Source organism: Acidobacteriota bacterium, from assembly GCA_009861545.1.
GTDB lineage: Bacteria > Acidobacteriota > Vicinamibacteria > Vicinamibacterales > UBA8438 > WTFV01.
In genome coordinates, this window is sequence record VXME01000137.1 from 1 (window position 1) to 13355 (window position 13355).

Consider the following 13355-nt stretch of genomic DNA (forward strand, 5'->3'; position numbering starts at 1 on the left):
ATTCGAGAGATATCCTGTAGAATCAACCACTTGCGGGGTTTTCTGTCGGACACTAATTCTCCTGACGCTCGGGGTCGTCGCGGAGGAAGTCGTGGAGGCACGGAGTTCTCCGCGCCCGTACAGAGCAACTCGTTTCTGGACTCCATGAGAAGAGGAGTCGATGAAGAGACGGATCTTCAGTGCACTGGTTGCAACGGCGATCGCTGCTGTCACGATACTCCTGACGATCGGCACCGTGGAGGTCGTGGACGCAGCGAGCCGGTGCTACCTCGGTGGTCATCTGTACAACCGCAACCGGCAGATCGCTCAAGGAGGCAGGATCTCGGCCGAGTGCCCGAAGGAGTACCCGGTCCCTACCATTCACACGCCGCCGTTCGGCAACTGGGGCGTGTCATCCCGCTTCGGAGGCCGCCGGGACACGTTCCAGTTCGCCGGTTGGAAATGGTCCGACCGGAAGTACCAGTGGAACTCGTGCACGACGCACATCGACTACGACCCTCCGTCCGCCGGCCACTACAACCGACCGCGCAGCGACCGGCGCTGGTGGCAGGAGACCAGGGTTGGTGAGCAACGAGTCAACTCCGCATGGTTCGACCGCGGCAGATCCGGTCAGACGTGCCGGCAGCGGTGGGACAACAGGGTGTACTCGTTCAACAACCTACAGGTGGTTCTGTACGAGCTTGATCCTTGGGACAGAGATGACAAGGTGGCGACGCTGAAGTACGGCGACGTACGGGTTCGACTGGACTGCTCGAGCACGTGGAGGTGCGAAGGCAATTCAGGCTGGAAGTGGGAGCGATCGGTCTCGCCGTCGAACAGCAAGGTGTCGGCGCAGCACTACGTGTTCGTGTCGACGACCGGAAGGTGAGAGCCCCGATGAATACGAAGAGGAAGATGATTGCGGTGCTCGCCGCGGGCGCGGTCGTGACGTTCTTGTCGATCGACGAAGTCGAGAACCAGGGGGCGCCAAGTGACGGGCGTTGTCGCGCGCACGCCGAGCGGCCTGGCGACTGCCGGCAACCCGGTTCAGAACGCCCGTGTCGAGTACTTCGAGGACGGGGCCGACGACAGCACCGCCCTGGTCGCGACGACCGACCAGAATGGACGCTTCGCGTTCCCTGCTGGAGGTTCCGGAATCGTGACGGCGTCGAAGTCCGGATTGGCGACGATCAGCGTCGGTTGGCGAAGCGGCACCGGCGCGCTCCGGATCGAGTTGCCGCCACCGGCCACGCTGACCGGGCGGGTCTACGACATGGCGAGTCGCAGCACCATCGTTGAGGCGCACGTCTCGGTAATGGTCGACCACCCGGTCAGCCCGCGCTCGAGCGCAGTCCTCACGGACAACGGCAGCTTCGATTTCGATGGGCTCCCACCCGGCTCGGCGGTTCTGCTGGTCCAGGCCCGAGGATACGCACCGACCGCCGCGACCGCTACGCTCACCGGCGGAAGAAGCCGGAACGTCGAGGTCGGCATGCTGCTGGAGGGCTCAGTGACAGGAAGCGTCGTCGACGCGCAAGACAACGCTGTGGGCGGAGCCCTCGTCGAGATCGAGTACCAGGGTTTCACCGACGCCGCTCTGTTGTCGAGCGGCGTCAGCGGGTACGTCCTGACCGGGGATGACGGGAGGTTCCTCGTCACCGGCATCGTCCCCAACGAAGGGTTCTCGATCTACGCTGAACTCGAAGACGGAAGCCGCTCGGACAGTCAGACGTTGACAGCGACGCCCGGCACCCTGATCGAAGGCGTCGTCTTGACGATCGATTGACATGATCCGGACGCTTACCGGACTGGTGGTGGTAGGGGCGCTACTCGGCGCCCCGCCGCCCGCTACGGCGCAAGAGAACAGCTTCGGCTTCATCTACACACCAAGCCTGTCGCTGCACGACGAGAGCACGTGCTGTTCCGGAGCTGGGACGTGGATCGCGATCGGTCGGCTGCATGTCGAGCACGTCCTGGCTTGGGACAGCAAGTGGCAGAAGATCGCAGCCGAGTACGACATCCCTGAAGCCACGGCGTCGGAGAAGGTGGACGGTCACGCTCTGACGGCTCTCTGGACTGTGCGGTCGTGGCGTCCAACGGAACGCCTGCAACCTCGGTTCCAGATCGGCGGGCGCTACGCCGCGCCTATCACGCCCACGGACGAGCCGTGGGGCTTCGGAGCCGGCCTGACGGTGGACTACATTGCGGGGCCGGCCGTCCTGCACGGTGCCTTTCGTGCGCTGCTACCGGCGACGCCCGAGTTTCGGTTCGGTTTCGGCTTTCGGTTCTGAAACTGCGCTGCGCGGTCAGACCCGCTCCAGGCATGCACGCGCCCGCATGCGGATATACATGTGCGAGCACGGTGCCGACCGGCCAGATCCGCGAGTTGGCTCTTCAAGCGGGCTCCGCGGCTTCGTCCATCTGCATTCCGCGATCACCTTGTCGCGGCCCTTTGGCCATGCGTCAGATTCGGGCGGTCGCGGGATGCAACCGCGCTCCGGGTCTGGGATTTGCGGCCGGCGCAACAGTCAGCCGAGCCAGCGCAGAGCCCAGCCGGCAGATGGCGCGGCACCTGCGGCGCGAGGTGTACTACACGCCACGCGGGGAGAGCGCGGAGACCCGGGCCGAACGCCTGGAGATGGTCAACCGGCACGACGCTGCTGCCGGAGGATGAGCCGTACCGTTTCCAGGCGCGGCTGTCAGGCGTCCGGCGATCCCCCGCGGTTGAGCAGGTGCGAAGTAAGCATCCGGACATCTTGCTCTACGTCCCGGACATCCTGCTTCACGTCCCGGACGTCCTGCTTCACACCGTCGACGTTCTTCGTGATGCCGGCGTGCGCTTCCTGATTCTCGGCCTTGAAGTTCCGCAGCTCGGCACGGACCGACGTCAAGGTGACGCCCAGCCACACGAGCGCTGCGACCATGCCGACGCCGACCACCGGGCCGTCCAGAGAGAGCAGGCGGACCAGGTCCATGAGATCAAGCTACCACGTTCATCCACGTACAGTCCACGTGCGGGGAGTATGAACGAATCGGCTTGGAGTTGTCCCGTTCACCGAGTGGTCGCTCCGGCGTACGCGTCTACCGGCGGGCACGCGCACTTCAGGTTGCGATCTCCATGGGTCGTCGAGGCGGCCGACGGCGGGCCACGCCGCCGGCGCGTCGGAACGACCCGCTGGGCCGCTACCGCAATGGGTTCTGCCATTGCAGGTCGCCGAAGCGGGCGAAACCGCCGTCCGTCGAGCACAGGACGAGGCCGTGCTCGATGGCCAGGGCGGCCAGATGCGCGTCGGACACAAGATTCGCACGGCCCTCCGCGCTCGCCAGTAGCGGGGCGAGAATCGCCTGGTGGCGCTCCGTCGGGAGCGGGACCCAGACCGACTGCGTCGCGAGCCAGGACTCTGCCTGCCGCCACGCGGCGGATACCGCGACGGGCCGATCGAAGACGCGCGGATTGCTGACGATCCGCACGAAAGCCAGCAGGCTCGGCCACGGAAGACCCACGGGCGCGGCCGCGTTGATGCGCCCATCCAACCACGTGCGCGCCCGCTGATGCTGTGGGAACGAAGCCACGTGCGCGTAGACCAGGAGGTTGGCGTCGACGAGGATCACCGGAAGTCTTCGCCTTCCGCGACCGCGAGCACGTCGGCGATGTCGTCCAGGCTGCCGATCCGGCAGGACCCGAGGTCCACGGCGGGTGTCCGGTAGATCGACGGCGGGCCGGCCGGAGCCGCCATCGCGAGCAGCCCGCAGCGCAGGGCTTCGTTGACAATCGCCTTGAAACTCTGACCGCGCACCCGCTGCATGCGTTCGGCCAGGGCCGCCACGTCGCGATCCAGAGTCAGGGTAGTACGCATACATCAGATCATACGTAGTATGATGCGTTGATGCCGACGGGCTGCGATACGGTCAGCCAGGAGCTTCGTCCGTCGGATTTCGGCTCGCCGGGCCACTCGCTCTGGACTGTGTGGTGTGGGTATTTCGGTGAAGTGGAACAGCGATTCCGGGGATCTGGGACCCGGATTCCGGCGAAGCGGAATGCTCGTCGGAGCGTAGAGACGTTGCTCAGTCAGTTCCCTGTGGGCGGTCCTCACTGATTCGAATACCAGTCCACCAGCAATACGGTGCCGGTCGCGATCCCGCCGAGGAACATCGCGCTCAACGCGCAGATCCCGCCGAGACTGATCTCTTCGCTCCCCGTGGCGACGGCGCCCATTCCCATCAGGCAGCCGGCCCCGCCGACTGCGATCCCGGCGACGATGGCGTTGTGCCTGGTACGGCTGGTCTGCCGCTCGTCCGGTTCCTGTTCTGGAGTCACGACCGGTTCCTGCATCCTCCATACGTCCACTGCCGGCGACAGCTCACGGCCGGACCAAACCAGCATGGCGGTCGGCTGCACGACGAGCGGTATGTGCAGCAGTGGCGTGACGGTCAAGCCAGCGCGCAGCGACAGCCCATCCCGGATGCGGCGCGTGGCGAGCGCTTCCACGTGCCAATACGGCATGAATGCCAATGACCGGAACGGTGCTGCCTCGGCTGGTCGGCGGTAGTGCCAGGTCCACAGCCCGGCCCCGAAGCCCAGGTGGTTGAAGCTGCCGTCATCGCGAATCCACCTTCGCCGCCACGTAACGTGCCCGACGTAGACGGTCTCCCTGTCGTCGTAGTGCGGGACCGCCACGACGCCAGCGGCCCAGCCTTTCCGCTCATCGTACCAGTTGGTCCAAGCGGCACTGATGCTGGGGGTCGACTTCACAACGAAGTCCTCGATGCGCGCCGGGTTGCCGAGCCAGATCCCCGCGCCGGCTTCGATCTCCCGGTGCTGGGCCGCTGCCGGAGCCGCCGTCAGCAGGGCGAGAATCGCAACGAGTCGATGAGCCATATCCACCTCCACCTGGGAATGCGCGAAAGGGGTGTGGATTGGCTCACCAACGCGTCGCGTCAGAGCAGCGACGGTGGCAATGACGCTGTTCGAACGGGAAAGCGCGTCCAGCAATGGGGCTTCGACCAGCCGGACGGTTTCCATCAAGCCGATCGTCAGCAAGAGTGGGTCACGGGCTGGTCGGACGGAACCTCCATGCCGCGGAGACCGTTCCGCAGAGCCTCGTTGACAATCGCCTTGAAGCTCTGACCACGCCCGTTCCGTCTATGGCGTTTCACCGAACGGACGTCCCGGCGTACGCGTCGACAGGCGGGCATGCGCACATCAGGTTGCGATCGCCATGCGCGTCGTCGATGCGGCCGACGGCCGGCCACACCTTGTTCTCGGCGACGAACGGCCTCGGAAACGCTGCGGCCTGCCGGCTGTAGGGATGTGTCCAGGCGTCCCCGGCCACCTCCGCCGCGGTGTGCGGCGCGTTCTTCAGGACGTTGTCGACGGGGTCGGCCCGACCGCTTGCGACGTCGTCCACCTCGTCGCGGATCGCCAGCATCGCGTCGCAGAAGCGGTCCAGCTCCTCGAGCGGCTCGCTCTCGGTCGGCTCCACCATCAGCGTGCCCGGGACCGGGAACGACACCGTCGGCGCGTGGAAGCCGTAGTCCATCAGGCGCTTGGCGACATCCTGCACGGTGATGCCGGCCTGCGCCTGCAGCGGACGCAGGTCGAAGACCAGCTCGTGGGCCACGCGGCCGTTGCGGCGCGCGTACAGCACGTCGTAGCGGGACTCGAGCCGCGACTTGACGTAGTTGGCGTTGAGGATGGCGTGCTCGGTGGCCGCGGTCACGCCGCGGGGGCCCAGCAGGCGGATGTAGGCGTAGGAGATGAGCAGGATGCTGGCGCTGCCCCACGGCGCGGCGGCGATCGGCGCGATGGCGCTCGCCCCGCAGCCGCGCCGCACCGGCCGCGGCACGGAAACTACGACGGCGCCAGCCCGCGGCCGCCAAGACGCCGCAATCGTCGCCTTGCTGTTCTGCGCCGGCCTGCGGCGCTCCGAGGTGGCCCGCTTGCGCTGGCGCGACGTCGTCCCCGCCGCGATCCCCGGCCGCCTGCGCGTGCGCATCCGCGCCTCGAAGTCCCAATCAGGACGGCCGGCGCGAAAGATTGGCGGCTCCTCGTCGGCGCCTTCGCCGCCGCCGTCGAGGATCTGCGCGCGAACACCTCGCGGTCCCGAAGACCACGAGACCGTGGTCCCATTGTCCCCGCGCCAGATCAACACCACCGCCATCCAGCAGGCCGGCGGGTGGCGCAGCCCGGCAGATGGTCGCCCGCTACGCCAGCGCCCGTCAACGTCGAGGCCGGCGCGGTCGCGCGCTTCTTCGGGTAGTGGGTGCCCGACGGCAAGGCCGTCGGGGAACTGCGCGCGCTGGCGGAGTGGATCTATGGCGAAGCGGCAGACGGCGGACCTGAACCTCCTTGGGCCGCCGACGATATAGAGAGCCGCACCCATCGTGAGCCCACTCCTGAACGGAATCCTCCCGAGGACCTTCCGCCGCTGCGTGGAAAATTCGCGTTATTATCTCGATGATGGGGGCAGGTGATGCGCGCGTGGGTCGGGCTGCTGAACGCCGAACGTGAAGCCGAACTCATAGCGACGGTCTTCGGATGACGTGGTAGCAGGTGGATCAGTTACTGATTGACGCGAGGCAGGCGATACGGCAGCTCGGCGCGCGGCCCGGTTTCAGTGTGGCCGTGCTGATCATCCTCGCGGTTGGCGGCGGCGCGAACACGGCTGCGTTCAGCATCGTGCGGGGCATGCTCCTGCAGCCACTGCCCTATCCGGACTCCGAGAACATCGTGGCCGTGGGCCACGCACCACTCCTCAACGCCGAGGGGTTCCCCTACCTGTTGGGCAGCGAACTGCTCCAATTGCAGGCTGAGGCACGCTCGTTCGAGCAGATCACCGGATACGTGCCCAGCCGTGCCGCCGTCATGACACCTGACGGCACGGCCAACCTGAACGGCATGGAAGTGACACCTTCCTTCTTTCCGTTACTGCGGGCGGCGCCACACGCCGGCCGTCTGTTCAACGAAGCGGACGCAGTCGAGGGCGCCCAAGGGGTGGTGCTGTTGAGCTACAGCGCCTGGGTGACATGGTTCGGGGCGGACGAAGGGATCGTGGGCGCCCCGGTCGAGTTGAACACGGATCCGCACATCGTCATCGGCGTGCTCACCGAGGGCTTCGAGTTCGAGGACGCGGATTTCTGGGCGCCATTGGTGGTTGAGACGGGTGAGTACGTCGATGGCATAGCACGCGAGGTCTCCTATTCGGCGGTCGGACGTCTTCAATCCGGCGTGTCGCCAGGCCAGGCCACGGCCGAGGTGCACACCATCCTCGCTCGAACCCCAAGAATGCGCCCGCCGAGCCTCTCGCTCATGACCCACGTGACTCCCTTGCAGGAACAGCGGGGCCGCCCGTTCCACGCTGCACTCCTGATGCTCACCGCCGCGACCGGTCTGGTGCTGTTGATGACGTGCGCGAACGTCGCCGGCCTGCTGCTCGCGCGAGGCATGGTCCGGGCGCCTGAACTGGGCATCCGGGGCGCCATCGGCGCATCCCGCAGCCGGATCGTTCGCCAGTTGCTCACCGAATGCGTGGTTCTGGGCGTCGTTGGCGGATCGGCCGGCTTCGTGCTGGCGGTGGGGATCGTCCGGGCCGCTCCGGCGGTTGGGTCGCATGTTCCCAGGCTTGCCGACGTGGGTGTGGATCTGCCCGTTCTCGCGTTCGCGGCCGGGCTGTCGGTCATCACCGGCCTTCTGTTCGGCTCCGCGCCGGCGATCGCCTGGTCGCGTGTCGATCTCGCCCGCATCATGAACGATGCGCATGCGGCCACCGCCAGCGTCGGCCGGGCCAGCAACGGCCAGACGCTACTCGTTGCCGGACAGGTCGCCATCGCGTTGGTGCTCCTGATCAGCGCCGGATTGCTGCTGCGCAGCTTCGTGGCACACGTCACGTTCGATCCTGGATTCGATCCGGCGAACATCGTGAGAGCCGTTGTTTTCGATGCGTCATCAGACACCGGGAGTAATTCCGGGTACACCGAGGCGCTGATGACGCAGATGGACCGAATATCGAGCGTGCTCGACGTGGAAGCCGTTGCGCTGGCTTCACCACTGCCGCTGAACCCCGCAGCATCGACACCGATTGCAGTTGCCGGCCGTCCGGCATTGAACCTCGCGGCGGGCGTACGCCGCGTGTCTCCCAGCTATGCCGAGACGCTACGCCTCCGGTTGCTGGAGGGCCGGTTCTTCACGGAACTCGACACGGAAGGAAGCCTACCGGTGGCCGTCGTCAGCGAATCGTTCGCACGGGAGGCGTTCGGTGCGGAACCCGCAGTCGGCCAGCAACTGATACAACCCACCGGCCCATCGCTGCCAGGGATCGGTCCCATCGGTGGGGGAAGCTGGGAAGTGATCGGCGTGGTGGCCGACGTGTCCTCGCCATTCCTTCAGACCCTTCCCCTCTTCGCGTCCGTGAATGACATCTACCTGTCCATGCGCCAGCCCAGGATGGAGAGCGTAGCGAGCGTGCTGCTCCAACGGTTCGAACAGGTGTGCGTGCTCGTCCGTACCTTGGGCGACCCCGCCACGGCCATTCCTTTCATCCGCGAAGTGCTGACGGAAGTTGCCCCAAGCGCGACGGTCAACGTCGGCATGATCGAGACGAGGTTATCCAACACAGCGGCCCAACCTCGTTTCTACGCCCTCTGCGCCGGTCTCTTCGGCCTGGTGGCGCTGGTGCTGGCGGCCATCGGGCTCTATAGCCTCCTCAGCCACACGGTGTCCCAACGTCGGCGGGAGATCGGCATCCGCATGGCCCTCGGTGCCGACAGGCGGGACGTCGTCATGCTGGTGTTTCGGCAGGGCGGCATACTCATCTGCGTCGGCGTGATCATCGGCCTCCTGGCGGCCGCCGCAGCCACGCGGATCCTGGGGAGCATCCTGTTCGACGTCACGCCGGCGGACCCATTGACGTTCACCGCCGTCACGGCGCTGCTGCTCACCGTCGCGTTGATTGCCTGCTGGCTGCCGGCGAGACAGGCCGTGCGGATCGCCCCAATGGACGTGCTCAAGGGAACCTAGTGGTGCGTCACATCAAAACCTGTGGGTAGACGGATTTCAGTTTGCACCGTGCATCGTCGGCCTTCATGTGCCAGTCGACACCGCGTTGGGTGTTGTTGACGTCGGCGGACCACGCAGACACTACGCCGTGCAGCGTCGCCAAGTCCCCGATGCGACGCCCCTGGGCTGCGCGAGCTGGCGGAGAACCGTCGCCTCGCCATTCTCGTGTTCACCTTGCCGCCGACCAGTGGCCGCAGGCGCTTCGGGACGCCGGCGCGTTCGAACACGTACAGCCGCGGCTCCGGCAGCGGCCCAGCACCAGGAGATCGAAGCCGGCGCAGGGATCTGGCTCGGCAACCCGGCGCGCATCGAGGACTTCGTTGTGAAGTCGACCCCCAGCATCAGTGCCGCTTGGACCAACTGGTACGATGAGCGGAAAGGCTGGGCCGCTGGCGTCGTGGCGGTCCCGCACTACGACGACAGGGAGACCGTCTACGTCGGGCACGTTACGTGGCGGCGAAGGTGGATTCGCGATGACGGCAGCTTCAACCACCTGGGCTTCGGGGCCGGGCTGTGGACCTGGCACTACCGCCGACCAGCCGAGGCAGCACCGTTCCGGTCATTGGCATTCATGCCGTATTGGCACGTGGAAGCGCTCGCCACGCGACGCATCCGGGATGGGTTGTCGCTGCGCGCTGGCTTGACTATCACGCCGACCATGTCTTCGCGGCGTGCTCGGTCCTCGGCTACGCCTTCATCCCGCGCATCCGGGACCTGCCGTCGAAGCCGTCAGCAGGGCGAGAATCACGACGAGTCGATGAGCCATATCCACCTCCACCTGGGAATGCGCGAAAGGGGTGTGGATGGGTCAGCAAGAGTGGGTCACGGGCTGGTCGGACGGAACCTCCATGCCGCGCAGACCGTTCCGCAAAGCCTCGTTGACAATCGCCTTGAAGCTCTGACCACGCCCGTTCCGTCTATGGCGTTTCACCGAACGGACGTCCCGGCGTACGCGTCGACAGGCGGGCATGCGCACATCAGGTTGCGATCGCCATGCGCGTCGTCGATGCGGCCGACGGCCGGCCACACCTTGTTCTCGGCGACGAACGGCCTCGGAAACGCTGCGGCCTGCCGGCTGTAGGGATGTGTCCAGGCGTCCCCGGCCACCTCCGCCGCGGTGTGCGGCGCGTTCTTCAGGACGTTGTCGACGGGGTCGGCCCGACCGCTTGCGACGTCGTCCACCTCGTCGCGGATCGCCAGCATCGCGTCGCAGAAGCGGTCCAGCTCCTCGAGCGGCTCGCTCTCGGTCGGCTCCACCATCAGCGTGCCCGGGACCGGGAACGACACCGTCGGCGCGTGGAAGCCGTAGTCCATCAGGCGCTTGGCGACATCCTGCACGGTGATGCCGGCCTGCGCCTGCAGCGGACGCAGGTCGAAGACCAGCTCGTGGGCCACGCGGCCGTTGCGGCGCGCGTACAGCACGTCGTAGCGGGACTCGAGCCGCGACTTGACGTAGTTGGCGTTGAGGATGGCGTGCTCGGTGGCCGCGGTCACGCCGCGGGCGCCCAGCAGGCGGATGTAGGCGTAGGAGATGAGCAGGATGCTCGCGCTGCCCCACGGGGCGGCGGCGATCGGCGCGATGGCGGTGTCGGCGGCGGCATCGGCGGCCGGCTCATCCAGCGGGTGCCGGGGGAGGTGCGGCGCGAGGTGGCCGGCCACGGCGATGGGTCCCATGCCGGGCCCTCCCCCGCCGTGCGGGATGGCGAAGGTCTTGTGCAGGTTCAGGTGGCAGACGTCGGCCCCGATGCGCGCGGGCGAGGTCAGGCCGACCTGCGCGTTCAGGTTGGCGCCGTCCATGTAGACCTGCCCGCCCTGCTCGTGAATGGCGGCGCACACGTCCCGGATCGCGTCCTCGAAGACACCGTGCGTCGACGGGTAGGTGATCATCAGCGCGCTGAGCCGCGGGCCGTGCTCGGCCGCCTTCGCCCGCAGATCCGCGAGATCGACGTTGCCGTCGCCGTCGCAGGCCACCACCACCGGCCGCAGACCGGCCATGGCCGCGCTGGCCGGGTTGGTGCCGTGGGCCGAGGCCGGGATCAGGACCACGTCGCGGCCGCCCTCTCCCCGCGCCCGGTGGAACGCCCGGATCGCCAGCAGCCCGGCGAACTCGCCCTGGGCGCCCGAGTTGGGCTGCAGCGACACCGCGTCGAAGCCGGTGATGGTGCGCAGCAGCGCTTCGAGCTCCTCGATGATCAGCCGGTAGCCTCCCGCCTGCGCGGGCGGCGCGAAGGGGTGGACGTTGCCGAACGCGGGCCAGGTGACCGGCTCCATCTCCGCCGCGGCGTTCAGCTTCATCGTGCACGAGCCGAGGGGAATCATCGACGTGTCCAGACCGATGTCCTTGCGCTCGAGCCGCTTCAGATACCGCATCATCTGCAGCTCGGCGTGATGGCGGTTGAAGACCGGATGCGTCAGGAACGGCGAGGTCCTGCGCAGCGCGCCGGGCCACGACGGCGCCGGGAGCGGATCGTCCGGCGCGGGGCCGGGACTCGCCGGGGGGCCGGGGTCTGCCGGAACCGCGTGCGACGGGGCCGGGGCGGCAGCCGGACCGGGCGAGCCGGCGGCGCGCGCGAAGACCTCGACGATGTCCTCCACGTCCGCGGGGGTCGCCGTCTCGTCGAGGGCGATGCCGACGTCGCCGTCCGGGTGATACCGGAAGTTGATGCGCGCGCCCGCCGCCGCGGATCGCACCGCGGCCGCCCCGCCGGCTGATGCCGGGTCGACGCGCAACGTGTCGAAGAACGCGTCGTGGCGCAGGTGCATGCCGAGCGCCGCGAGCCGGTCGACCAGCCGCCGCGCCAGTCCGTGCACGCGCAGGGCGATCTCCCGCAGCCCGGCCGGGCCGTGGTACGCGGCGTACATGCCCGCGACGTTGGCCAGCAGCGCCTGCGCGGTGCAGATGTTCGACGTGGCGCGCTCGCGGCGGATGTGCTGCTCGCGGGTCTGCAGCGCCATGCGGTAGGCCGGCCGGCCGTGCGCGTCGACCGAGACGCCGATCATGCGCCCCGGCATCTGCCGCGCGTGGGCGCGGCGGGCAGCGAAGAAGGCGGCGTGCGGACCGCCGTAGCCGAGCGGCACGCCGAAGCGCTGCGCGTTGCCGACCACCACGTCGGCGTCCATCTCGCCGGGCGGGGTCAGCAGCGTCAGGGCGAGCAGGTCGGAGGCGACGACGACGAGCGCGCCCGCCGCGTGCGCCCAGGCCGTCACCGGCGCCAGGTCGTGCAGGCGCCCGGAGACGTCCGGCGACTGCGCCAGCACGCCGAAAACACCCTCCAGGTCCCCGCCCGCCCGCGCCGCGGCCCCGACGTCGGTCACGTCCACCTGGATGCCGAGCGGCTCGGCGCGTCCCCGCACCACGGCGATCGTCTGGGGAAAGCAGTCGGTCGAGACGAGGAAGCGCCGCGCGCCGGGGCGCTGCCGGGCCTGCAGCCGGAACAGCATCGTCATCGCCTCGGCCGCCGCGGTGGCCTCGTCGAGCAGCGACGCGTTGGCGATTTCCATCCCCGTCAGGTCCGCGACGGCGGTCTGGAAGTTCAGCAGCGCCTCCAACCGGCCCTGCGCGACCTCGGCCTGGTACGGCGTGTAGGGGGTGTACCAGCCGGGATTCTCGAGCAGGTTGCGCAGGATGACGGGAGGCGTCACGCACCCGTAGTAGCCGAGGCCGATGAACGACCGCCACGCCTCGTTGCGGGCGGCGAGCGCGCGCATCCGCGTCAGGAAGGCCGCCTCGGACTCGGCGTCGGGCAGGTCGAGCGGCGCGGGCAGGCGAATGCCCGCGGGGATCGCCTCGTCCATCAGGACGTCGAGCGACGGCGCCCCGACGACGTCGAGCATATGGGGCAGATCGGCCGCGCGCGGTCCGATGTGGCGGTTCGCGAAACCGGTCGTCGCCTCGGCCATGCGGGGATCAGGCGGCTCCGCCGACCAGGTCGCCGTAGGCCGCCGCATCCAGCAGCGTGCCGACCTCGCCGGGATCGTCGAGGGTCAGCACGATCATCCAGGCCGCGTGCGGATCCTGGTTGACCGCCTCCGGCTGCTCGGCCAGCGACCGGTTGACGTCGACCACGGTGCCGCCGACCGGACAGTACAGGTCGGACACCGCCTTGACCGACTCGATCGAGCCGAACTGCTCGCCCTTCTTCAGCGCGCGGCCCACCTCCGGCAACTCCACGTAGACCACGTCGCCGAGCTGCTCCTGCGCATAGTGGGTGACGCCCACGCGGCCGCGGCCGTCCTCCACCCGGATCCACTCGTGATCGTTCGTGTACTGCAGATCTTTCGGATACATCTCGCCTCGCCCGTCAATCGCCGCCGAACGCGA

11 protein-coding genes are annotated in these 13355 nt (G+C 68.0%); 4 read left to right on the forward strand and 7 right to left on the reverse strand.

Annotated elements, in window-relative coordinates:
* Positions 1–160: 160 nt before the first annotated feature.
* From F4X11_21460 to F4X11_21470, 3 genes are all read left to right on the forward strand, one after another.
* Positions 161–868, forward strand: a complete 708-nt coding sequence (locus F4X11_21460; protein ID MYN67561.1) for a hypothetical protein — start codon at positions 161–163, stop codon at positions 866–868.
* Positions 869–970: 102 nt separating this feature from the next.
* A complete protein-coding gene (locus F4X11_21465; protein ID MYN67562.1) occupies positions 971–1765 on the forward strand; it encodes a hypothetical protein in 795 nt (264 codons plus the stop codon).
* A 1-nt stretch (position 1766) separates the two neighbouring features.
* Positions 1767–2270 (forward strand): hypothetical protein, encoded by a 504-nt coding sequence (locus tag F4X11_21470; GenBank protein ID MYN67563.1) that lies wholly within the window; start codon positions 1767–1769, stop codon positions 2268–2270.
* Positions 2271–2678: 408 nt separating this feature from the next.
* Here F4X11_21470 and F4X11_21475 read toward each other — a convergent pair whose 3' ends face one another.
* The 5 genes from F4X11_21475 to F4X11_21495 all read right to left on the reverse strand — a co-directional run bounded on the left by F4X11_21475 (position 2679) and on the right by F4X11_21495 (position 6131).
* Positions 2679–2954 (reverse strand): hypothetical protein, encoded by a 276-nt coding sequence (locus tag F4X11_21475; GenBank protein MYN67564.1) that lies wholly within the window; start codon positions 2952–2954, stop codon positions 2679–2681.
* A 208-nt stretch (positions 2955–3162) separates the two neighbouring features.
* Entirely contained in the window at positions 3163–3591 is a 429-nt protein-coding gene (locus F4X11_21480) for a type II toxin-antitoxin system VapC family toxin (GenBank protein MYN67565.1), read from the reverse strand.
* Positions 3588–3806: a DUF2191 domain-containing protein gene (locus F4X11_21485; protein MYN67566.1), complete on the reverse strand. Its 219-nt coding sequence runs from the start codon at positions 3804–3806 to the stop codon at positions 3588–3590. Before F4X11_21485 ends, F4X11_21480 begins: the two co-directional genes overlap by 4 nt.
* A 263-nt stretch (positions 3807–4069) precedes the next feature.
* Positions 4070–5020: a hypothetical protein gene (locus tag F4X11_21490; GenBank protein ID MYN67567.1), complete on the reverse strand. Its 951-nt coding sequence runs from the start codon at positions 5018–5020 to the stop codon at positions 4070–4072.
* Between the two features lie 112 nt (positions 5021–5132).
* Positions 5133–6131 carry a hypothetical protein gene (locus F4X11_21495; GenBank protein ID MYN67568.1) on the reverse strand — a complete coding sequence of 333 codons (999 nt, stop codon included), beginning with the start codon at positions 6129–6131 and terminating at the stop codon, positions 5133–5135.
* Positions 6132–6532: 401 nt separating this feature from the next.
* Between F4X11_21495 and F4X11_21500 the strand changes: the two genes are divergently transcribed.
* On the forward strand, positions 6533–8995 hold the full coding sequence (locus F4X11_21500) for an ABC transporter permease (GenBank protein ID MYN67569.1): 2463 nt from the start codon (positions 6533–6535) through the stop codon (positions 8993–8995).
* Positions 8996–9961: 966 nt separating this feature from the next.
* Here F4X11_21500 and gcvP read toward each other — a convergent pair.
* Both gcvP and gcvH read right to left on the reverse strand, forming a co-directional pair.
* Positions 9962–12934 (reverse strand): aminomethyl-transferring glycine dehydrogenase, encoded by a 2973-nt coding sequence (gcvP, locus tag F4X11_21505; protein ID MYN67570.1) that lies wholly within the window; start codon positions 12932–12934, stop codon positions 9962–9964.
* Positions 12935–12941: 7 nt separating this feature from the next.
* Positions 12942–13322: a glycine cleavage system protein GcvH gene (gene gcvH, locus F4X11_21510; protein MYN67571.1), complete on the reverse strand. Its 381-nt coding sequence runs from the start codon at positions 13320–13322 to the stop codon at positions 12942–12944.
* Positions 13323–13355: the final 33 nt, after the last annotated feature.